16 protein-coding genes and 1 riboswitch are annotated in these 22,370 nt (G+C 68.5%); of the genes, 9 read left to right on the top strand and 7 right to left on the bottom strand.

The annotated features are described in order from the left end of the window. Window positions 1–27: 27 nt before the first annotated feature. Together secA and ARC20_RS13975 are read left to right on the top strand one after the other, a co-directional pair. A complete protein-coding gene (gene secA, locus ARC20_RS13980; protein WP_057648170.1) occupies window positions 28–2,763 on the top strand; it encodes a preprotein translocase subunit SecA in 2,736 nt (911 codons plus the stop codon). A 268-nt stretch (window positions 2,764–3,031) separates the two neighbouring features. After that, entirely contained in the window at window positions 3,032–3,997 is a 966-nt protein-coding gene (locus ARC20_RS13975) for a Nudix family hydrolase (RefSeq protein ID WP_057648168.1), read from the top strand. On the opposite strand, the gene ARC20_RS13970 is transcribed toward ARC20_RS13975, so the two are convergent. Next, the gene (locus ARC20_RS13970; protein WP_057648166.1) at window positions 3,994–4,629 is read right to left on the bottom strand and encodes a DUF4124 domain-containing protein; all 636 of its coding nucleotides are present in this window, start codon (window positions 4,627–4,629) and stop codon (window positions 3,994–3,996) included. The genes ARC20_RS13975 and ARC20_RS13970 overlap by 4 nt on opposite strands. A 44-nt stretch (window positions 4,630–4,673) precedes the next feature. After that, the gene (metF, locus tag ARC20_RS13965) at window positions 4,674–5,501 is read right to left on the bottom strand and encodes a methylenetetrahydrofolate reductase [NAD(P)H] (RefSeq protein ID WP_057648164.1); all 828 of its coding nucleotides are present in this window, start codon (window positions 5,499–5,501) and stop codon (window positions 4,674–4,676) included. A gap of 143 nt (window positions 5,502–5,644) precedes the next feature. On the opposite strand from metF, the gene ARC20_RS13960 reads away from it, so the two are divergent. After that, complete coding sequence (locus ARC20_RS13960) at window positions 5,645–7,369, top strand: cellulase family glycosylhydrolase (protein ID WP_057648162.1); 1,725 nt, start codon at window positions 5,645–5,647, stop codon at window positions 7,367–7,369. Between the two features lie 71 nt (window positions 7,370–7,440). Here the strand turns inward: ARC20_RS13960 and ahcY are convergent, their stop codons facing one another. Then, a complete protein-coding gene (gene ahcY, locus ARC20_RS13955) occupies window positions 7,441–8,886 on the bottom strand; it encodes an adenosylhomocysteinase (protein WP_057648160.1) in 1,446 nt (481 codons plus the stop codon). Between the two features lie 31 nt (window positions 8,887–8,917). Further along, a riboswitch (S-adenosyl-L-homocysteine riboswitch) is annotated at window positions 8,918–9,008 on the bottom strand. Between the two features lie 149 nt (window positions 9,009–9,157). On the opposite strand from ahcY, the gene ARC20_RS13950 reads away from it, so the two are divergent. Further along, window positions 9,158–11,650 carry a prolyl oligopeptidase family serine peptidase gene (locus ARC20_RS13950; RefSeq protein ID WP_425478476.1) on the top strand — a complete coding sequence of 831 codons (2,493 nt, stop codon included), beginning with the start codon at window positions 9,158–9,160 and terminating at the stop codon, window positions 11,648–11,650. A 313-nt stretch (window positions 11,651–11,963) separates the two neighbouring features. Here the strand turns inward: ARC20_RS13950 and ARC20_RS18540 are convergent, their stop codons facing one another. Continuing rightward, window positions 11,964–12,134 carry a hypothetical protein gene (locus ARC20_RS18540; RefSeq protein WP_161809493.1) on the bottom strand — a complete coding sequence of 57 codons (171 nt, stop codon included), beginning with the start codon at window positions 12,132–12,134 and terminating at the stop codon, window positions 11,964–11,966. Window positions 12,135–12,177: 43 nt separating this feature from the next. After that, window positions 12,178–12,444 carry a hypothetical protein gene (locus tag ARC20_RS18025; protein ID WP_202595453.1) on the bottom strand — a complete coding sequence of 89 codons (267 nt, stop codon included), beginning with the start codon at window positions 12,442–12,444 and terminating at the stop codon, window positions 12,178–12,180. Between the two features lie 293 nt (window positions 12,445–12,737). On the opposite strand from ARC20_RS18025, the gene ppc reads away from it, so the two are divergent. Together ppc and ARC20_RS13940 are read left to right on the top strand one after the other, a co-directional pair. Further along, a complete protein-coding gene (ppc, locus tag ARC20_RS13945) occupies window positions 12,738–15,446 on the top strand; it encodes a phosphoenolpyruvate carboxylase (RefSeq protein ID WP_057648158.1) in 2,709 nt (902 codons plus the stop codon). A gap of 23 nt (window positions 15,447–15,469) precedes the next feature. Then, window positions 15,470–16,474: an Lnb N-terminal periplasmic domain-containing protein gene (locus ARC20_RS13940; RefSeq protein WP_057648156.1), complete on the top strand. Its 1,005-nt coding sequence runs from the start codon at window positions 15,470–15,472 to the stop codon at window positions 16,472–16,474. Between the two features lie 63 nt (window positions 16,475–16,537). Here the strand turns inward: ARC20_RS13940 and metK are convergent, their stop codons facing one another. Further along, window positions 16,538–17,749, bottom strand: coding sequence for a methionine adenosyltransferase (gene metK, locus ARC20_RS13935; RefSeq protein WP_057648153.1), 1,212 nt, complete (start codon window positions 17,747–17,749; stop codon window positions 16,538–16,540). Between the two features lie 217 nt (window positions 17,750–17,966). On the opposite strand from metK, the gene olsF reads away from it, so the two are divergent. The 3 genes from olsF to ARC20_RS13920 all read left to right on the top strand — a co-directional run bounded on the left by olsF (window position 17,967) and on the right by ARC20_RS13920 (window position 21,614). Further along, a complete protein-coding gene (gene olsF, locus ARC20_RS13930) occupies window positions 17,967–19,673 on the top strand; it encodes a bifunctional ornithine lipid synthase OlsF (protein WP_237642599.1) in 1,707 nt (568 codons plus the stop codon). After that, window positions 19,670–20,476, top strand: a complete 807-nt coding sequence (locus ARC20_RS13925; protein ID WP_057648151.1) for a UDP-2,3-diacylglucosamine diphosphatase — start codon at window positions 19,670–19,672, stop codon at window positions 20,474–20,476. The genes olsF and ARC20_RS13925 overlap by 4 nt, the downstream gene beginning before the upstream one ends. An 85-nt stretch (window positions 20,477–20,561) precedes the next feature. Beyond that, complete coding sequence (locus tag ARC20_RS13920; protein ID WP_057648149.1) at window positions 20,562–21,614, top strand: metal-dependent hydrolase; 1,053 nt, start codon at window positions 20,562–20,564, stop codon at window positions 21,612–21,614. Here ARC20_RS13920 and ARC20_RS13915 read toward each other — a convergent pair. Continuing rightward, window positions 21,608–22,370: methyltransferase domain-containing protein (locus ARC20_RS13915; RefSeq protein ID WP_057648147.1), on the bottom strand; the 763-nt coding region annotated here is incomplete at its 5' end. The genes ARC20_RS13920 and ARC20_RS13915 overlap by 7 nt on opposite strands.

The raw sequence follows: 22,370 nt of genomic DNA, 5'->3' as shown, positions 1-22,370 counted from the left end.
ATCGGTGCCCTTCAACCGGTTTCTTCAATGATCAACAGCCTGCTTACCCGCGTCTTCGGCAGTCGTAACGAACGCCTCCTCCGCCAGCTCAGCCGCATCGTCGTCAAGATCAATGCGCTGGAGCCGGAGATGGAGAAGCTCTCCGACGCGCAACTGCAGGCCAAGACCCCCGAGTTCAAGGAGCGCATCGCCAAGGGCGAAGCGCTGGACAAGGTGCTGCCGGAAGCCTTCGCCGTGTGCCGCGAAGCCTCGCGCCGCGTGCTGGGCATGCGCCACTACGACGTGCAGCTGATCGGCGGCATGGTGCTGCACCTGGGCAAGATCGCCGAAATGCGTACCGGCGAGGGCAAGACCCTGGTCGCCACGCTGCCGGTCTACCTCAACGCGCTGGAAGGCCAGGGCGTGCACGTGGTCACCGTCAACGACTACCTGGCCCGCCGCGACGCCGCCCAGATGGGCCGGCTGTACAACTGGCTGGGCCTGAGCGTGGGCGTGGTCTACCCGGGCATGCCGCACAGCGACAAGCACGAGGCCTACGGCGCCGACATCACCTACGGCACCAACAACGAATTCGGTTTCGACTACCTGCGCGACAACATGGCGCTCTCGCGCGCCGACCGTTACCAGCGCAGCCTGCATTACGCGATCGTCGACGAAGTCGACTCGATCCTGATCGACGAGGCGCGCACCCCGCTGATCATCTCCGGCCCGGCCGACGAGTCGCCGGAGCTGTACATCCGCGTCAACCGCATCGTCCCGCAGCTGACCAAGCAGGAAAGCGAAGAAGCCGAAGGCGACTTCTGGGTCGACGAGAAGGGCAAGCAGGTCCACCTGTCCGAGGCCGGCATGGAGCATGCCGAGGACCTGCTGCGCCAGGCCGGCATCCTCACCGACGAGGAAGGCCTGTACGCCGCGCAGAACCTCAGCGTGGTCCACCACCTCAACGCGGCGCTGCGCGCGCACGCGCTGTTCCAGCGCGACGTGGACTACATCGTGCGCGACGGCGAAGTGGTGATCGTCGACGAATTCACCGGCCGTACCCTGGCCGGCCGCCGCTGGTCCGACGGCCTGCACCAGGCGGTGGAAGCGAAGGAAGGCGTGCCGGTCCAGCGCGAGAACCAGACCCTGGCGAGCATCACCTTCCAGAACCTGTTCCGCATGTACAAGAAGCTGTCCGGCATGACCGGTACGGCCGATACGGAAGCCTACGAGTTCCAGAGCATCTACGGCCTGGAAGTGGTGGTGATCCCGACCAACAAGCCGACCGTGCGCAAGGACCACCCCGACCAGGTGTTCCTCAACCGCAAGGGCAAGTTCAACGCGGTGCTGGCCGATATCCAGGACTGCAACAAGCGCGGCCAGCCGGTGCTGGTCGGCACCACCTCGATCGAAACCTCGGAGATGCTCTCCGACCACCTGCGCAAGGCCGGCGTGCCGCACGAGGTGCTCAACGCCAAGCAGCACGAGCGCGAGGCGACCATCGTCGCCAACGCCGGCCGCCCGGGCGCGGTGACCATCGCCACCAACATGGCCGGCCGCGGTACCGACATCGTGCTGGGCGGCTCGCTGGAAACCGAGCTGCACGCACTGGGCGAGGAAGCCACCGAAGACCAGCGCTTCCGCGTCAAGACCGAATGGCAGCGCCGCCACGACGCGGTCAAGGCCGCCGGCGGCCTGCACATCGTCGGTACCGAGCGCCATGAGTCGCGCCGTATCGACAACCAGCTGCGTGGCCGTTCGGGCCGCCAGGGCGACCCGGGTTCCTCGCGCTTCTACCTGTCGCTCGAAGACAACCTGATGCGCATCTTCGCCTCCGACTGGGTCCAGAAGGCCATGCGCCTGATGGGCATGAAGGAGGACGACGTCATCGAGGACCGCCTGGTCAGCCGCCAGATCGAGAAGGCGCAGCGCAAGGTCGAGGCCCACAACTTCGACATCCGCAAGAACCTGCTGGACTTCGACGACGTCAACAACGACCAGCGCAAGGTGATCTACGCCCAGCGCGACGAGCTGCTGGACGCCGAGTCGGTGAAGGACAACGTGGACGGCATCCGCGGCGACGTGGTGTACGACCTGGTCGCGCGCTTCGTGCCGCCGAACTCGGTGGACGACCAGTGGGACCTGCCGGGCCTGGAGGCGACGCTGCAGTCCGAGCTGGGCGTGAACATCGACCTGGCCGGCTTTGCCAAGGGCCAGGAAGAGCTCGACGCCGAGCAGATCGCCGAGAAGGTGCAGGGCGCCGTGGATGCGCACTTCGGCGGCAAGGAAACGGCGGTGGGCGCCGAGACCATGCGCGCGCTGGAGAAGCACGTCATGCTGACCGTGCTCGACCAGGGCTGGAAGGAACACCTGGCCAAGATGGATTACCTGCGCCAGGGCATCTACCTGCGCGGCTATGCGCAGAAGCAGCCGAAGCAGGAATACAAGAAGGAAGCCTTCGAGCTGTTCTCGGAGATGCTGGAGAGCGTCAAGCGTGACGTGATCAACCTGCTCGCGCGCGTGCACATCCGCAGCGAAGAGGAAGTGGCTGCGCTGGAAGCGCAGGAACGCCAGCAGGCCGAAGCGCGCCTGCGCCAGTCGCAGTTCCAGCACCAGGAAGCCGGCGGCTACGGCACCGAGGACGAAGTGGCCGACATGGAAGGCCGCCAGGGTGGCGGCGCCGTGGCACAGGCCGTGCGCGAGGCGCCGAAGGTCGGCCGCAACGATCCGTGCCCCTGCGGTAGCGGCAAGAAGTTCAAGCACTGCCACGGTCAGCTCAGCTGAGCTGAGCTGACCGCGCCACCCGCTTGGCGGGTGGCGACTGCGGTTTCGCGGGGCGAAACGCGCAGTTCGGGTCTTGCTGGCCTATCCCCGCGGCTGTCGCCGCGCCCCCTTAACAAAGGGGGGCTTTGCTCCAGCGAGATCATGCTCGCTGCAGGCGCGGATTCAGCAGCGACCGGAAACCTGCTACCTGCAGGAACTCCAATTTCCTTCACACAGTTCCGGGTTTCCCCGCTTGCCGCGCGCCCCCGGTGCACGGCAAAGTCAGGCCATGCCTGATTCCTTGCGATCGATCCACGTCGTGGCCGGCGTCATCCGTGACGCCCGGGGCCGCATCCTGCTCACCCGTCGTACCGAAACCCGCGACATGCCCGGCCTGTGGGAATTCCCGGGCGGCAAGCGCGAGGCGGGCGAAAGCTCCGAGCAGGCCCTGGCGCGCGAACTGCACGAAGAGCTGGGCATCGAGGCCGAGGTCGGCGAGTGGCTGATGGAAGTGCCGCAGCGCTATCCCGACAAACGCCTGCGCCTGGAAGTACGCATGATCAGCGCCTGGAAGGGCCAGCCGCGTGGGCGCGAAGGCCAGGCGCTCACCTGGGTGCCGTCCGAACGCCTGTCCCGCTATTCGATGCCGCCGGCCGACGTGCCGGTGGTGGCGGCGCTGCGCCAGCCCGATCGCTACCTGGTCACCCCCGAACCCGAAGACGCCGAAGCCTGGCTACGCCACCTCGGCATCGCGCTCGACGAAGGCGTGCGCCGCGTGCACCTGCGCGCGCGCCACTGCGAGCCGGCCCGCTGGCGCGCGCTGCTCGAGGCAGTACGCGAACGCTTCGGCCGCCGTGACGTGCAGTGGCTGCTCAATCGCGATATCGCGCTCGCCCGCGAACTGGGCTTCGGCGTGCACCTGGGCTCGGAGCAACTGGCCTCGCTCGATGCCCGCCCGCTTCCGGCGGAAGTGCCACTGGCGGCTTCCTGCCATCACGCCGACGACCTGCGCCGCGCGCAGGCGCTGGGCTGCGATTTCGCCGTGCTCGGCCCGGTGTTGCCCACCGCCTCGCATCCCGGCGAGCCGGCGATGGGCTGGGAAGGCTTCGAGGCGTTGCGCGAATCGGTTTCGTTGCCGCTCTACGCGATCGGCGGCCTGGGCCCGGAGCACGTGCCGATGGCGCGCCACCACGGTGCGCAGGGCATCGCGGCGATCCGCGCGCTGTGGCCTGCCGACCTGGCCGAAGCCGGCTAGAAGCTCACCCAGAAGCAGTTGTACTGGCGGCGCAGGCGCAGCACCGTGCGCGCGGGCGTGCTGCCATTCGCCATCACTTGTTCGAGCCGCAGGCCCCACGGCCGCGGCCGCGTGGCGGGCGCGAGCGGCGCTTCGACCATCGCGGTGGCGGCACTGTTGTCGGGCGGCACGTAGCCCCCGGTGGATTCGGCCATGTCGGGCGCGGCGACGGGGACGTAAGCCTCGGCGGTTTCGGCCGGATACATCGGCGCGATATCCACCAGCGTGCGGTCGGCGATGGCTTCCAGTTGCGAGAGCACGCGGTTGGCGGTGGCGTCGGAGACATCGCCCCACAGGTACAGGCTGGAGAGGCGGTTCACGTCGTGCGTCTCCACGGCGGTGCGCAGCAGGCCCACCAGTTCGCTCAGGCGGCGCGGGCAGCCATAGCGGTACAGGCCGGTCTCGCCGTCGCGCAGCGCCGCCGGCGGCATGCGCGTGGTGGTGCCGAGGTCTTCGCAGCGGCGATCACTGAACACGGTTTGCCCGTCGGCGCCGACGCAGCGGTTCACCGTGGCCTGCGCATGCGCGCCCGGTGCCGGCAGGAGCAGGACGAAGGCGGACAACAGGGCAGGGATCAGCAGGCGCGTGCGCATCCGCCCAGCGTAACGACCCACCGCGCCGCGCGCCAAGCGCCGCGTCAGCGGCCCAGGCGCTGCAGGATCTGCTGGGTCGGCTTGGCGAGGTTGAGCGTGTAGAAATGCAGCGAGGGCGCCCCCCCTTCGATCAACCGCTGGCACAGCGCGGCCACCACGTCGGCGCCGAACTCGCGCACCGCGTCCACGTCGTCGCCGTAGGCCTGCATGCGCTTGGCGATCCAGCGCGGAATCTCCGCCCCGCACTGCTCGGAGAAGCGGCGCAGCTGCGAGAAATTGGAGATCGGCATGATGCCCGGCACGATTGGAATCTCCACGCCCAGCTTGCGCACTGCATCCACGAACGCGAAGTACGCATCGGGATTGTAGAAATACTGGGTGATCGCGCCATCGGCGCCGGCGTCGACCTTGGCCTTGAAGTGGCGCAGGTCGGTGAGCGCGTCGGCGGCCTGCGGATGCGTCTCGGGGTAGGCGCCCACTTCGATATGGAAGGCGTCGCCGTGCTCGGCGCGGATGAAGGCGATCAGCTCGGAGGCATAGCGCAGGTCGCCCGGATGGCCCATGCCCGAGGGCAGGTCGCCGCGCAGCGCCACGATGCGCCGGCAGCCGAGCGCGCGATACAGCTTGAGCAGCTCGCGGATTTCCTCGCGGCTGCCACCCACGCACGACAGGTGCGGCGCGGCGTCGAAGCGGTGGTGCTGGTTGAGGTGGCGCACCGTCTCGGAGGTGTAGCTCAGGGTGGAGCCGCCGGCGCCGAACGTGCAGGAAACGTACTCCGGGCCGTGGGTCGACAGTCGCGCGGCGGTGCGGTCGAGCTGGGTGCGCTGCTCGTCGGTCTTCGGCGGATAGAACTCGAAGCTGATCGGGGTCATGGGCCTGGGCGTGCGAGGGTGCGCCGGAATTGTATCGCTTCATCGCGATGGATGCATGGAGGATTCGCTGCGGCGCAGGGCGGCCATCCGCGGGCCCCGTGCCATCATCGGCCGGAAACGCTTTCCGGGGAGCACCACACGCGATGAAGTACACGACCTGCCTGACCGCCCTTGTCCTGGCCCTCGCCGCCGCGCAGGCGCCTGCCACGGCCAAGGATTTCCTGCGTGCCGAGGGCACGCGCATCGTCGATGGCCAGGGCGAGCCGGTAATCCTGCGCGGCATGGGCCTGGGCGGCTGGATGCTGCAGGAGGGCTACATGCTGGAGGTGCCGCAGTTCGGCACGCAGCGGGTGATCCGCCAGAACATCGAGAAGCTGGTCGGGCCGGAGAAGACCCAGGCCTTCTACACCGCGTGGCTGGACAACCACACCACCAAGGCCGACGTCGATGCGATGGCGCGCTGGGGCTTCAACTCCATTCGCCTGCCGATGCACTACGCGCTGTACACGCTGCCGGTCGAACAGGAGCCGGTGAAGGGCGAGCAAACCTGGCTGGAGGACGGCTTCCGCCGTACCGACGAGCTGCTGGCCTGGGCCAAGGCCAACGACATGTACCTGATCCTCGACCTGCACGCCGCCCCCGGCGGGCAGGGCAACGACATCAACATTTCCGACCGCGACCCGAAGCAGTCCTCGCTGTGGGACGACCCGGCCAAGCAGGAAAAGATGATCGCGCTGTGGCGCCGGCTGGCCGAGCGCTACAAGGACGAGCCGTACATAGGCGCCTACGACATCATCAACGAGCCGAACTGGGGATTCGCCGACCGCGGTGACCGCAACGGCTGCAAGGAGACCGGCAACGCGCCGCTGCGCGACCTGCTGGTGCGCACCACCGCGGCGATCCGCGAGGTCGACAAGCGCCACATCGTCATCGTCGAGGGCAACTGCTGGGGCAACAACTATGCCGGCGTGTTCGACCAGGGCGTGTGGGACGACAACCTGGTGGTGAGCTTCCACAAATACTGGGATGCCACCACGCCGGACACGCTGGCCAAGGTCATCGCGCTGCGTGACAAGCACCACGTGCCGCTGTGGCTGGGCGAGAGCGGGGAGAACTCCAACGACTGGTTCGCGCGCGCGATCCAGCTGGTGGAGAACGAAGGCATCGGCTGGTCGTGGTGGCCGCTGAAGAAGATCCGTTACAACAACCCGCTGCAGATCGTTCCCAACGCCGGCTACGACCGCCTGCTGAAGTACTGGCAGGGCAAGGGCCCCAAGCCTTCCGCCGCCGAGGCCGAGCAGGCGCTGATGCAGTTCGCCTCGCATGACGTGCGCTACGAGAACAACGTGCAGCATCCGGATGTGGTGGATGCGCTGTTCCGTTCGCCGCATTCGCTGCAGCCGGTGCCGTACAAGACGCACCGCATCGGCGCGAATGGCGGCCAGGTGGCGGCGGTCGATTTCGACATGGGCCGCGATGGCGTGGCCTACCACGACCTCACCGCGTCCAACGACAAGGGCACCGGCCCGGACCGTGTCAACTGGAACCCCGGCATGACCTACCGCAACGACGGCGTGGACCTGGGCACGCGCCAGGACGGCACGCTGCAGGTGACCGGGCTGGAGAAGGGCGAGTGGCTGAAGTACACCGTGGAGGTGGATGCCGGCGGTCAGTACACGCTGGCCTTGCAGGGCGACGGCAAGGGCCGGGCGTGGGTGCAGGTCAACGGCGATCGCCTCGCGCAGGCCGTGGACGGCGCCAATGGCCAGGTGCCGGTGACGCTGGCGGCGGGCCGCAACACGCTGGTGATCGGTGCGGATTCCGGGCGGTTCGACCTGCGGGCATTGCGGTTCGAAGCGACGCGTTGAGCTGACGGATCGCGAAAAAAAACGGGGCCCGAGGGCCCCGTTTCTCTTTCCGGTTCCGATCCTTCGAGGGATCAGTAGCGGTAATGCTCCGGCTTGTACGGGCCTTCCACCGGCACGCCGAGGTAGGCGGCCTGCTCGTCGCTCAGCTGGGTCAGCACCACGCCGATCTTCTCCAGGTGCAGGCGCGCGACTTCCTCGTCCAGGTGCTTGGGCAGGCGGTAGACGGCCTTCTCGTACACGTCCTTGTTCTGCCACAGGTCGATCTGCGCCAGCGTCTGGTTGGCGAACGAGTTGGACATCACGAAGCTCGGGTGGCCGGTGGCGCAGCCCAGGTTCACCAGGCGGCCTTCGGCCAGCAGGAAGATCGCGTTGCCGTTCGGGAACACGAACTTGTCCACCTGCGGCTTGATGTTGATCTTCTGCACGCCGGCCAGGTTGTACAGCGCATCGACCTGGATCTCGTTGTCGAAGTGGCCGATGTTGCACACGATGGCCTGGTCCTTCATCGCCTTCATGTGCGCGAGGGTGATGATGTCCTTGTTGCCGGTCGTGGTGACGTAGATGTCGGCCTGGCCCAGGGTCGATTCGACCGTGTTGACCTCGAAGCCTTCCATCGCCGCCTGCAGCGCGCAGATCGGGTCGATCTCGGTGACCACCACGCGCGCGCCATAGGCACGCAGCGAGTGCGCCGAGCCCTTGCCGACGTCGCCGTAGCCGCACACCACGGCCACCTTGCCGGCCAGCATCACGTCCATCGCGCGCTTCAGGCCGTCGGCCAGCGATTCGCGGCAGCCGTACAGGTTGTCGAACTTGCTCTTGGTGACCGAGTCGTTGACGTTGATCGACGGCACCAGCAGCGTGCCGGCTTCGGCCAGCTGGTACAGGCGGTGCACGCCGGTGGTGGTCTCTTCAGAGACACCCTTCCAGCTCTCCACCACGCGGGTCCAGTAGCCGGGGCGCTCGACGGCCACGCGCTTGAGCAGGTTCTTGATGATCTGCTCCTCGTGCGAGGAGGCCGGCTCGTCCACCCACTTCGAGCCGTTCTCCAGCTCGAAACCCTTGTGGATCAGCAGCGTCACGTCACCGCCGTCATCGACCACCAGTTCCGGGCCGAGCAGGGTGCCGTCGGCGGCGGTGAAGGTCAGCGCGGCCAGCGTGCAGTCCCAGTATTCCTCCAGCGTCTCGCCCTTCCAGGCGAACACCGGGGTGCCGGTGGCGGCGATCGCCGCGGCGGCCTGGTCCTGGGTCGAGAAGATGTTGCACGAGGCCCAGCGCACGTCGCCGCCGATGTCCTTCAGCGTCTCGATCAGCACGGCGGTCTGGATGGTCATGTGCAGCGAGCCGGTCACGCGCACGCCCTTCAGCGGCTTGGCGGCGGCGTGCTTGCGGCGGATGGACATCAGGCCCGGCATCTCGTGCTCGGCGATGTCGATCTCCTTGCGGCCCCAATCGGCCAGGGAGATGTCGGCGACCTTGTAATCGCCCTCGGTGGAGAAGGTCTTCAGTGCGGCATTCATGGTGATGCTCCGGTATCTGCGAATGGATTCGCGTTGCCGGGCGCCGTTTCGAAGGACCGTCCCACCGAGCCTGGCCCGTGGCGTTCTGGGAACGGCCCCTGGTCGCAGCGCCCCTCGGCGGACCGGGCAATTATATCGTCGCCGACTGGCCCGGAATGAACACGCCGGCAGGCGCGCCCCAACCAACGGCAGGTCAGCGCGGTGTGGGGGGCTGGTACGGTAGGCCGGTTCGCATACCGGAGGCAGGTCCATGCAGGTGGGTAGGAAGACGATGTGGACGGGCATGCTTGCGAGCTGCCTGGTATTCCCGGCGGCCTGGGCGGCGAATGCGCCCGCGGGCACCGCTGCGGCGGCGGCACCGGGCTACCGCCTGCCACCGGCCGCGCTGCAGGCGGTGGCCGACGCACCGAGCCCGCCGCAGCTGGTGCTGTCGCGCCAGCGGGAGTGGGGTGCGTTGTTGCAGACGCCGCCGCTGCCGGGCATCGCCGAGGTGGCACAGCCGGAGTTGAAACTGGCCGGCCTGCGCATCCATCCGCGCACGCATTCGCGCAGTGCGTTCTCCTTCGCCCAGCGCCTGTGGCTGATGCGCATCTCCGACGGGCAGGAAGTGCAGATCGACGGGCTGCCCTCGCCGTTGTCGCTGTCCACGGTGTCGTGGTCGCCGGACCAGCGCTACCTGGCGTTCAACCGGGTGGACTCGGGCAGCGGCGCCAACGAGCTGTGGCTGGTCGATGTCGACGCCCATCGCGCGTGGCGGGTGGCCGAGAAACTCAACACCACCGCCGACAAGGGCTACCGCTGGATGCCCGACAGCCGTTCGCTGCTGGTGTTCCTGCAGCCGGCCGGGCAGGGCGCCGCGCCGGCCGATGACGGCATTCCGGTGGGGCCGGCGATCCAGCAGACCGCGCAGGGCGCCGGCCAGCGCTCGATCCGCACCTACCAGGACCTGCTGCGCAACGAGGACGATGCCAAGCGCCTGGAGTATTACCTGGCGACCCAGCCGGCACGCATCGCGCTCAACGGCCATGCCGAACCGGTCGGCGTGCCGGGCCTGTATACCGATCTGGCGCCCTCGCCGGATGGACGACACCTGCTGTCGCAGCGCGTCGAGCGGCCGTTCTCCTATCTCGTGCCGCTGGGCCGCTTCCCGCACCGTATCGAAGTGCTCGACGCGAACGGCCGCTACGAGCACGAGGTGGCGCGCCTGCCGCTGGTCGAAGGCTTGCCCACCGGCAACGACGCGGTGCCCACCGGCGTGCGCGATATCGCCTGGCGCGCCGATGCACCGGCCACGCTGGTGTGGGCCGAGGCGCAGGATGGGGGCGATCCCGCTCGCGAGGCACGCATCCGCGATGCGGTGATGGTGCAGGCCGCGCCGTTCGAGCAGCCGCCGCAGACGTTGATCGAGCTGGGCACGCGCTTCGTCGATGTCACCTGGGGGCGGGGCGACCTGGCGTTGGTGGACGAGTTCTGGTGGAAGGACCGCAAGATCCGCCAGTGGCGCGTGGCGCCGGATGCGCCCGGGCAGGCGCCGGTGTTGTTGAGCGAACGGTCGGAGGAGGATCGCTATGCGGACCCGGGCCAGCCGGCGACGTTCGACGACGAGAACGGGCGTGCGCGGTTGTTTACCGATGCGCAGGGGCAGTTCCTCTATTTCGTGGGCGAGGGCGCTTCGCCGGAAGGCGATCGTCCGTTCGTGGACCGGCTGGACCTGCGCGACGGCCAGCGCGAGCGGCTGTTCCAGTCGCAGGCGCCGTTCTACGAGCGGCCGCGCGTGCCGTTGGATGCGTCCGGCACGCAGTGGTTGACCACGCGGGAGTCGCCGGATGAGCCGGCGAACTGGTATGTGCGTACGCTGGGTGCAACCGATGCGCCGCGTGCATTGACGCATTTCGCGCATCCGTTGCCGCAGTTGCGCGGCGTGCAGAAGGAGCAGATCCGCTACAAGCGCGCCGATGGCGTGGATCTCACGGCGACGCTGCTGCTGCCGCCGGGTTACGAGGCCAAGCGCGACGGCCCGCTGCCGATGCTGATGTGGGCGTATCCGGGTGAGTTCAAATCGGCGGCGGCGGCGAGCCAGGTCACCGATTCGCCGTATCGCTTCAATGCGGTGAGTTACTGGGGGCCGCAGGCGTACCTGGCGATGGGCTACGCCGTGCTCAACAATCCGTCGATGCCGATCATCGGCGAGGGCGATGCGGAGCCGAACGACACCTACGTGCAGCAGCTGGTGGCCGACGCGCAGGCGGCGGTAGACGAGGTGGTGCGGCGCGGGGTGGCGGATCGCGGGCGCATCGCGATCGGCGGGCATTCGTACGGGGCATTCATGACGGCGAACCTGCTGGCGCATTCTGAGCTGTTCAAGGCCGGCATCGCGCGCAGCGGAGCGTACAACCGCACTTTGACGCCGTTCGGTTTCCAGTCCGAGGAGCGCAATTACTGGCAGGCGCAGCCGGTGTACGAGGCGATGTCGCCGTTCAACTATGCGGACCATATCAAGGCGCCGCTGCTGTTGATCCACGGGCAGGACGACGACAACAGCGGCACGTTCCCGATCCAGAGCGAGCGGCTGTATGCGGCGGTGAAGGGGCTCGGCGGGAATGCGCGGCTGGTGATGCTGCCGAACGAGGCGCACCGGTATCGGGCGCGGGAGTCGATCATGCAGATGATGGCCGAGACCAACGATTGGCTGCAGCAGTATCTGGGGGCGCCATCGAAGGCGGGGGCTTCTGCCAAGGGGAAGGGGAAGGCTGCTTCGCCTTGATCTCGCCTTTTCTTGTTTGATGGGTTGGGGCGGCCTTTGGTCGCCCTTTCCTTTTTCTCGGGTGTTGCTGGACTTGGTTGGCCTGCGAGGTGGATCGGCTGTTCGAATGTCGCGAGCGGCCTTCGGGGGCAGGGCCCTTTCGGGACACGCCGTGAACCCATCCCTGGGGGCTCGTCGGCGACATCCATGTCGCCAACGGTCCCGAAAGGGCCCTGCCCCCGAACGCCCCAGGCATCGTCGTGATCGGATACTCCTCAACTCGTGCCGCGACGCGCTTTCCTGCTTCTGGCGGCGTTGAAAGAGGGGGCGCGCTTCAGGCGCTCTGTCTTTCTCGAAGCAGAATGCCAATGGGCGCGCCAATTGCGGCGCCGCCGATAACCGTCGCAAGCATCGCGGGTACGCCAAGTCCCTGCAGCACGATCGCGATGGCGGCCCCTGCTAGAACGAACAGACTGAAAAATGCTGCTTTCCTGATGTTGGACATGGCCGGTTCCAGGGTCGGGTTGTCGGGTGGTGGCTTTTCCCCGTCAGACGCTCAGCTGGTCGAATATCGAAACAAGTCCGCCGCCGATCGCGCCGCCGATGGCGCCACCCCCCATCCCGATGGGGCCGCCGCCGATCGCGCCGGCAATCGCTCCGCCGATTGCGCCTGCAGCGGCGCCTCGGTATACGTAACCCCAGTTGAGGCCTCCATCCACCAGGCCAATCTCATGCAGTGAAAGTTCTCTGATGCCGCCGTGGAAAGTCGATGTTCCATTGTGCAATGCGGTTTCTGTCGCAACGTGCGTCGTCATTCGTGGCACTCCTGGGGGATTCTCGTGCGCAGCAGCCCTCCGCGCGGCGGGGCCGAGGCGGGCTCGGCGACCCGAAGTCTTGAGGGCTGCCGCATGGCCGTCAATTTCGATTCGGCATCGAATTGCACATCCCTGCGCATTGAGGGCTGCTTGCGGCGAGTGCCGGTTTGCGGAATTCGTTGCACCGGAAACCACACCCATGCAGGAAACTCCCCGAAAGTTTTTCGGTTAGGCTGGGCGACCCAGGCGCCCCCACAGTCGCCTTCCCGCAAACGTCACGCGCCCGGTCATCGATGAACGAATACCGCAGCAGTCTGGTTTTTGCCACGCCCGATATTCCCCTCCGCGACGATGTGCGCCGCCTCGGCGCGATGGTCGGCGACATGCTCGCCGAACAGGTGTCGCGCGAATTCCTCGACGAAGTGGAGCGCGTGCGCACCACCGCCATCGCCCGCCGCGAAACCGATGCGCCGCCCGCTTCGCTCAGCGCGCAGCTGGCCGGACGCAGCCCGCGCGACGCGGAATCGCTCGTGCGTGCTTTCAGCACCTATTTCCAGGTGGTGAATATCGCCGAGCGCGTGCATCGCATTCGCCGCCGCCGCGATTACCAGCGCAATACGAATACGCCGCAGCCCGAAGGCCTGCACGATACGCTGCGCCGCCTCAAGGCCGAGGGCGTCACGCTGGATGAGCTGGCGCAGTGGCTGCCGCGCATCGATATCGAACCGGTATTCACCGCGCATCCCACCGAGGCGGTGCGTCGCGCGCTGCTGGAGAAAGAGCAGCTGATGGTCGCCAGCCTCGTCGATGACCTCGACGAGCTGCGCACCCCGGGCGAACGCGCGACCGACGCCGCGCGCTTCCGCATGGCGCTCACTGCCACCTGGCAGACCGCCGATTCCTCGCCCGTGCGGCCCACCGTCGATGACGAGCGAGAACATGTCGGCTTCTATCTCACGCGCGTGCTGTACCGGATCATGCCGGCGCTGTACGAGACGCTGGAGCACGCGATCGAGGAGACCTACGGCGCGCCGCTGCCCGTGCCGCGGCTGCTGCGCTTCGGTACCTGGGTCGGGGGCGACATGGACGGCAATCCCAACGTGGATGCCGGCACCATCACCGCCACGCTCGATGCACAACGCCGCGCGGTGCTGGAGCGCTATCTCGACGAACTGTGGCAACTCGCCAGCCTGCTCAGCCAGTCGACGACGCTGGTGTCGGTCAGCGAGGCCCTGGCGCAGCGGCTGGAACACTATCGCGGCCTGCTGCCGGAAGCGGCCGCGAAGTCGCGCCCGCGCCATGCGGACATGCCGTATCGCCTGTTCAACGACCTGATGCGCGCGCGCCTGCGCGCCACGCTGGCCGATGCGCCCGGCGGCTACGCCGCGCCGGAAGAACTCGCCGACGACGTGCAGCTCATCCTCGACAGCCTGCAGGCCCACCGTGGCCTGCACGCGGGCTGGTTCGCGGTACGGCGCCTGCTGTGGCGGGTGCGCAGCTTCGGTTTCCATCTCGCGCGGCTCGACGTGCGGCAGGAGTCGAGCGTGCATGCACGCGCGGTGTCCGCCGCGCTGGGGCGCGATGACTGGGAGTCGCTCGATGCGATTGCCCGCGCCGACCTGCTCGGTCCGTACGCGAGCGGAGAATCCGTGCTGCCGTCCTCCGAAGACGAAGGCAACCCGCGGCTGGATGCGGTCTTCGCCGCGCTCGCCGATGCCCGTCGCCGCCATGGCGCCGATGCGATCGGCAGCTACATCATCTCCATGGCGCATGACCGCGCCGACGTGCTCACCGTGCTGGCGCTCGCGCGCCGGGGTGGGCTGGTCGATGGCGAGGCGGTGCCGCTGGACATCGTGCCGCTGTTCGAAACGGTGGACGACCTGCGCGGCGGCACCGATACCCTGCGCGACCTGCTCGCCGATCCGGTCTATCGCGCCCACCTGCGCGCGCGCGGCGACGTGCAGATGGTGATGCTGGGCTACTCGGACAGCGGCAAGGACGGCGGCATCGCCGCTTCGCGCTGGGGTCTGCAACGGGCGCAGGTCGAACTGCTGGAAGTGGCGGCCGAATCCGGCATCCGCCTCACTTTCTTCCATGGCCGCGGCGGCTCGATCATCCGTGGCGGCGGCAAGACCACGCGCGCGCTGGAAGCGGCGCCGCGCGGCAGCGTGGATGGCCGCCTGCGCGTGACCGAGCAGGGCGAGGTCATCCATCGCAAGTACGGCATCCGCGCGCTGGCGCTGCGTTCGCTGGAGCAGATGGCCGGCGCGGTGCTGCATTCGAGCCTGCGACCGCGTGCGGCCGAGCCGCGCGAAGACCGCTGGCGCCCGGTGATGGACCTGGTGGCCGAATCGAGTACGAGTGCTTACCGGGGCTTCGTGGGCGCGCCGGATTTCATGCGCTATTTCCGCCTCGCCACGCCCATCGACGTGATCGAACGCATGACGCTGGGCTCGCGGCCGTCGCGCCGGTTGGGCCAGGACGCGGCGCTATCCAACCTGCGGGCGATTCCCTGGGTGTTCGCCTGGAGCCAGGCGCGCGCGGTGGTGCCGGGCTGGTACGGCGTGGGCAGCGGCCTGCAGGCGGCGGTGGATGCAGGCCACGAGGAGGCGCTGCGCGAGATGGCGGCCGACTGGCCGTTCTTCCGCACCTTCCTCGATGACGTGGCGATGGTGCTCTCCAAGGGCGACATCAACATCGCCGAGCTGTTCTCGCGCCTGGCCGGCCCGCTGCACGAGGCCTTCTTCCCGCGCATCGTCGAGGAACTGGCGCTGACCAAGCGCTGGGTGAAGTCGCTCACCGGGCAGCAATCGCTGTTGCAGCACGACCCGCGGCTGGCGCTGTCGATCCGCCTGCGCAATCCCTACGTCGACCCCATCAGCGTGCTGCAGGTGGACCTGCTCGAACGCTGGCGCGCGACCGGCGGCGAGGACGAGGAACTGCTGCGCGCGCTGGTGGCCTGCGTCAACGGCGTCTCGCAGGGCGTGCAGAATACGGGCTGAGCAAGGGCGGCCCGGGTGGAGCGATGAAGCGCGAACGGCGAGGCGTGCGTCGGCATCGGGTGCTGCGTGCACTGCTGGTGCTGGCGGCGCTGTGGGGCGCGTTGGCGATGTATTTCCTGCTGCGCGCCGGCACACCCATCCGCATTGGCGTCGGCATGATCTGGTGCCTGATGGCGGCGGCCGGCCTCCATGGCCTCCGGCCCGGGCGCGAGAACTGGGCGATGCCCGGCCTGTTCGGCGTCGCATTCGCGCTGCTGTTCGGCATGTGGTGGAAGATGCCGCCGCGCCAGGACCGCGATTGGGCCGATGAGGTGGCGCGCACGCTGGAAGCGGACGTCCACGGCTCGCGCGTCACCCTGCGCAACGTGCGCAATTTCGATTGGCGCGCCGACGGCAGCGCGCTGCCGCGCTGGGAAACGCGGACCTACGATCTCGACCGGTTGGCCGGCGCGGACCTGGCACTGTCGTACTGGATGGGCCCGGCCATCGCCCATACCCTGGTGTCGTTCGAATTCGACGATGGCCAGCGCGTGGTGTTCTCGCTGGAGATCCGCAAGGAGCGCGATGAATCGTTCTCCGCGCTGGGTGGCTTCTTCCGGCAGTTCGAGGCCACGCTGGTGGCGGCCGACGAGCGCGACATCCTGCGCGTGCGCACCAATGTGCGCGGCGAGGACCTGTACCTGTACCGCCTGGCGATCCCGCCGGCGCAGCTGCGCACGCTGTTCCTGGGTTACGTGGCGCAGGCGCGCGCATTGGCCGCGCGACCGCGCTGGTACAACACGCTGGACAACAACTGCACCACGATGGTGTTCGATATCGCCCGGCTGATCGATCCCGGCTTGCCGCTCGACTACCGCCTGCTGCTGTCGGGCTGGTTTGCCGATTACGCGTTTGACCATGGCGGCCTGCAGCCGGGTTACGACATGGCCACGCTGCGCCGGCTGGGGCAGGTCACCGCGCGGGCGCGCGCGGCGGGCGATGCGCCGGACTTCCCGGCGCGCATCCGCCAGGGTGTACCGGGCGAATAAGCCGCGCCCGAAACGCACGAGGCCGCCCGGAGGCGGCCTCGTGGCGATCCCTGGCGGGTTCGCTTACTTCAGCTTGGCGTCGGCGCGCAGCGCCTCGGCCTTGTCGGTCTTCTCCCACGAGAAGGCCGTGGCGGTGACCTGCTTGCCGGCCGCGTTGGTGTAGGTGAACTCCTTCGGCTTGCGGCCGAAGTGGCCGTACGACGCGGTCTGCTGGTACATCGGATGGATCAGGTCGAGCATCTTGATGATGCCGTACGGACGCAGGTCGAAGTGCTTGCGGATCAGCTTCTCGATCTTGTCGTCGCTGATCTTGCCGGTGCCGAAGGTGGTGACCGAGATCGAGGTCGGCTCGGCCACGCCGATGGCGTAGGAGACCTGCACTTCGCAACGGTCGGCCAGGCCGGCGGCCACGACGTTCTTGGCGACGTAACGCGCGGCGTAGGCGGCCGAACGGTCCACCTTCGACGGGTCCTTGCCCGAGAACGCGCCACCACCGTGGCGGGCCCAGCCGCCGTAGGTGTCGACGATGATCTTGCGGCCGGTCAGGCCGCAATCGCCCACCGGGCCGCCGATGACGAACTTGCCGGTCGGGTTGATGTGGAACTTGGTGCCCTTGTGCAGCCACTTGGCCGGCAGCACCGGCATGAGGATTTCCTCGCGCACGGCTTCGATCAGGTCCTTCTGCTTCACGCCCGGATCGTGCTGGGTCGACAGCACCACCGCGTCGATCGCGCTGGCCTTGCCGTCTTCATAGCGCAGGGTGACCTGCGACTTGGCGTCCGGGCGCAGCCACGGCAGCGGCGAGTTCTTCTTCTTGCGCACCAGCGCCTGGCGCTCGACCAGACGGTGCGACAGGTGGATCGCGGCCGGCATGTAGCTGTCGGTCTCGTTGGTGGCATAGCCGAACATCAGGCCCTGGTCGCCCGCGCCCTGTTCTTCCGGCTTCTTGCGGTCCACGCCCTGGTTGATGTCCGGCGACTGCTTGCCGATCAGGTTCAGCACGCCGCAGGTGGCGCCGTCGAAACCGACGTCGGAGCTGTCATAGCCGATGTCCACGATCACCTTGCGGGTCAGCGCTTCCAGGTCGATCCACGCACTGGTGGTGATCTCGCCGGCGACGATCGCCACGCCGGTCTTGACCATGGTCTCGCAGGCCACGCGCGCACGCTGGTCCTGGGTCAGGATGGCGTCGAGGACGGCGTCCGAGATCTGGTCGGCAACCTTGTCCGGATGGCCTTCGGAGACCGACTCGGAGGTGAAGAGGTAGCTGGACATCAGGCTTATATCCCTTGATTCGGATGGAAAGATGGGCGCGCATGATACACGCCGCGGGGAGCGCTTGCATTGTGCCCCCTCCGGGGTTGCCCCGGGTTAAGGCGGGGTCGTCCCGGCGTCGCGGGCCGCCGTCATCGGCCTGCCGCATCCTTGCCATGAAACGGTCTTGGCCTGCTTGGAGCATGCGCGGGCAGTTGGGGGATGCGGGACGCGCGACATGGCGACGATGCTGGAAACGGCCCTGCAGCAACGGTACCCGCAGTGGTTCGCGGGCCGGCGGGGACATTGGGTGCGGCCGCTGGTGCGCGGCTTCGGGCGCTGGTCCGGGCTCGCCGGCGCCGAGCGCTTCCTGGCCGAACAGACCGAGGTGCGCGGGCTGGCGTTCGTCCGCGCCGCGCTGGCCTTCCTGCGCGTGGGCTGGCACACAGACCCCGCCGCGCTCGGCGAGATTCCCGCCCAGGGCCGCGTGCTGATCCTTGCCAACCATCCTTCCGGCGCACGCGACGCGCTCGCCCTGCTGGACATGGTCGGCCGCCGCCGCCGCGACGTGCGCATCGTCGCCAACGACTGGCTGAACGCCGTGGAGCCACTGCGCGAACTGCTGCTGCCAGTGCGCATCCTGGGTGGGCAGCCGAGCCGGGCCAGCCTGGAAGCCGTCGAGCAGGCGCTGGCGCGGGAGCAGTGCGTGATCGTGTTCCCGGCCGGCGAAGTCTCGCGGCTGGGTTGGCGCGGCGTGCGCGACAGCCATTGGCGCCGGGGCTTCCTGCGCTTTGCCCGGCGCAGCGGCGCGCCGGTGCTGCCGGTCCACGTGCAGGCGCGCAACTCCGCCTTCTTCTATGGCGCCTCGGCGCTGTATCGCCCGGCGGGCACCGTGCTGCTGGCACGCGAGACGCTGAGCCGCCGCCAGCAGCAGCTGCAACTGCGCGTGGGCACGCTGCGCCATCTCGACCCGGCCGGTGGCGACGAGGCCACCGTGCTCGAAGCGCTGCGTCGTGATCTCTATGCCCTCTCGCGCCGGCCACTGCCCGCGCAGGCGCCGCTGGCGCCGGCCACGCCGGCTTCGCAGGTCGCCGCCGGGATCGCGGCGATGCGCCTGCTCGGCCATACCGCCGACGGCAAGGAAGTGCGCGTGGGCGTGCTCGCCGCCGAGGCGCCGCTGCTGCGCGAGATCGGCCGGTTGCGCGAGCTGACCTTCCGCGAGGTCGGCGAGGGCAGCGGGCAGGCGCTGGACCTGGATCGCTTCGATGCCTGGTACGAGCACATCGTGCTGTGGGACGCCGCCGCCGGCCGCATCGCGGGCGCTTACCGCGTCGCCCGCTGCGCGCGGCTGCTGGCCGACCGCGGGCTCGGCGGGCTCTACACCGCGGGCCTGTTCGACTACGCCGACGACATGGTGCCGCGCCTGGCCGAAGCGCTCGAACTGGGCCGCAGCTTCGTCACGCCCGAATACTGGGGCAGCCGCAGCATCGACTATCTCTGGCAGGGCATCGGCGCGTACCTGCGGGCGCATCCGTCGATCCGCTATCTCATCGGCGCCGTGTCGATCAGCGCCTCGCTGCCGCTGGCCGCGCGCGAGCAGATCGTCGCCTACTACGCCCGTTACCACGCCGACGGCCGGCCGCACGCCGCCGCCAAGCGTCCCTTCACGGTCGAGCAGCCGGCGCTGTTCCAGGACCTCGATGCCGGCACCGCGATGCGCGTGCTGCGCGAGAACCTCGACGCGCTCGGCGCCACCTTGCCGATGCTCTACAAGCAGTACGTCGAACTGTGCGAGCCGGGCGGCGCCCGCTTCCTCGCCTTCGGCGTGGACCCGGACTTCAGCGATGCCATCGACGGCCTGATCGAGGTGGACCTGCAGCGCCTGAAGCCGAAGAAGCGCGAACGCTACCTCGGTACCCCCACGACCCCGGAGATCCACGCATGAACCTTGCCGTGCTCGATCCGCCGCGCCGCGCCGTGTTCATTTCAGACCTTCACCTCGGCTCGCGCCACTGCCATGCCGCCGAAGCGGCGGAGTTCATCGCCTCGGTGCGCTGCCAGACGCTCTACCTGGTGGGCGACATCGTCGACCTGTGGTGGATGTCCCAGCGCCGCGCGCACTGGGATGCCGCGCACCAGCGCGTGGTCGAGGCCCTGCATGCGCAGGCCGCCGCCGGCACCACGCTGGTCTACGTGCCCGGCAACCACGACCGCGCGCTGCGCCGCTTCTGCGGGCTGGCGATGCCGGTGATGCAGGTGCGCCGCCGCGCCATCCACGTCACCCGCGATGGCCGCCGCCTGCTGGTCACGCATGGTGACGACTACGATGCGGTTACCCACTTCGGCGGGCTGCAGGAAAAGCTGGGTGACTGGCTGTACTACCGCATCCTCACCGGCAATCGCCTGACCAACCAGCTGCGCCGTCGCCTGGGCCTGCGCTACTGGTCGCTGGCCGAATACCTCAAGCGGCAGAGCGGCGCGGCCGAACGCTACATCGAACGCTTCGTGCGCGCCGGACTGGAGGATGCCGGCCGCCGCGGACTGGATGGCATCGTGTGCGGACATATCCATCGCGCCGCGCTGATCGAGCGTGACGGGCGGGTCTATGCCAACGATGGCGACTGGGTCGAAAGCCTGACCGCGCTGCAGGAAACGGCGACGGGCGAGCTGCAGCTGATCGACCACACCGGCAAGGTGCTGGCCTCGGTCGCGCCGCAGACTGCGCCGGCACTGCCTCGCGCCGCTTGAGCCCCCCGTCGCGAGGTAGCTGGGCAGCCTCACGGGGAAGCGGCTATCTTCGGCTGACATTTCCGCCGGAGTGGTTGTTGCCCGCATGGATTCGCTGACCCAGATCGTCCTCGGGGGCGCCGTCGCCGCCGCCATTGCGCCGGCCCGGCATCGTCGCGCGGCCCTGCTCGCCGGCGCCGCGCTCGGCACCGTGCCCGACCTCGACGCCCTCGTGCTGTGGGCGGCCAGCGACAACCCGGTCACGCTGATGACGGTGCATCGCAGCTTCAGCCATTCGCTGTTCGTGCTGCCGCTGCTGGGCGCGTTGATCTGGTCGCTGTTCCGCCACTTCGGCCATGGGCGCGTGGCGGAGTCACCGCGGCGCTGGTTCTGGGCCATGCAGCTGGCGCTGGTGACGCACCCGCTGCTCGATGCCTTCACCGTCTACGGCACGCAGCTGTGGTGGCCACTGCATCCGCATCCGACGATGTGGTCGAGCGTCTTCATCATCGACCCGCTGTACACCGCGTGGCTGGCGCTGGCCTGCGTGATCGCCTGGTGCGTGCCGCGGCGGCCATTGGCGCAATGGGCGCTGGTGGCCGGGTTGGTATTGAGTAGCGCGTATCTCGGTTGGTCGCTGCTGGCCAAGCACCTCGTGGACCGCGAAGCCGACCGCGCGCTGGCGGCGATGGGCCTGTCCGGCGCGCCGCGCTTCTCCGTGCCGATGCCGTTCAACACGCTGCTGTGGCGCGTGGTGGCGATGACCCCGAACGGTTACGTGATCGGCGAACGCTCGCTGGTGGCCGACCACGGGCCGATGACGTTCACCGGCTACCCGAGCCAGGTGCAGGCCCTGGCCGAAACCGCCGCGTTGCCGGCGGTGCAGCGCCTGAACTGGTTCAACCGCGGCTTCATGCGCGCGCAGGTGGTGGACGGCGAGCTGGTGCTCAGCGACCTGCGCATGGGCCTGGAGCCGGAATACAACTTCAACTTCGCCGTCGCGCGGCAGGCCGCGGATGGGCGATGGGTGGAAATTCCACCGCGCCAACTGCAGGGCGCCTATCGCGCGCCGGTCGCGCGCGGGCACCTGCGCGAGGCGCTGGCGCGGATGTGGGGGCGCATCTGGCAGGCGCCCCCGCCGTCCGCCGGGAATCAGTAGACCGTGGCGCGCGCCTGCACGAACGAATAGAAGAACACCGCGTCCGGGTCGTTCTGCACTTCGTTCATTTCGCGGCGCATGCCGGCGACGACGTCCTCGCTCACCGAGCCGGCCTGTAGCAACTGGTCGGCGGCCGAGAGCAGCAGTTCTTCCCAGAACGCGATCATGGTCTTGCGACGCGCCGGCTCGCGGTTGTCCAGGTGCAGCGTCTTGATCTCGGTGTGCACGTCGCGGAAGCCGCCGGCCAGCAGCAGGTTGCCGAGCTTGGCGCCGACGAACGGGTCGCCGCCGTGGTCGTACTGGAAATCGTTGAAGGCCATCCAGTAGCGCCACACGTTGGGCGAATACGGGTGCAGCAGGAACGAGGCGTTCATCACCTCGGTGACGTACACCGGCGAACCGGGCGCCAGCACGCGGCGCACCTCGCTGAGCACGCGCGCCGGCGAGGGCACGTGTTCGAGCACCCAGCACAGGAAGGCCGCGTCGAACTGGCGCGGCTCGAAGGGCAGGTTGCCGGCGTCGGCCTGGTGGAGTTCGTAGCGCTCGCGGCACCACGGCAGGCGTTCGAGGTTCGCGCGCGCGGTGGCCAGCTGCGATTCGCTGAGGTCCACGCCGGTGACGTGCAGGTCGGGAAAGCGCCGCAGCAGGATCTCGGTCTGCGCGCCCACGCCGCTGCCCACTTCCAGCAGGCGGCGCACGCCGGTGTAGTCGATCTGGTTGAACAGCGTGGCTTCGAGCAGGCGCGCCTGCTTCACC

Source organism: Stenotrophomonas panacihumi (assembly GCF_001431645.1).
Lineage (GTDB): Bacteria > Pseudomonadota > Gammaproteobacteria > Xanthomonadales > Xanthomonadaceae > Stenotrophomonas_A > Stenotrophomonas_A panacihumi.
The sequence above is the reverse complement of the archived record's forward strand: the minus strand, read 5'-3'. Positions and strand labels throughout refer to the sequence as shown.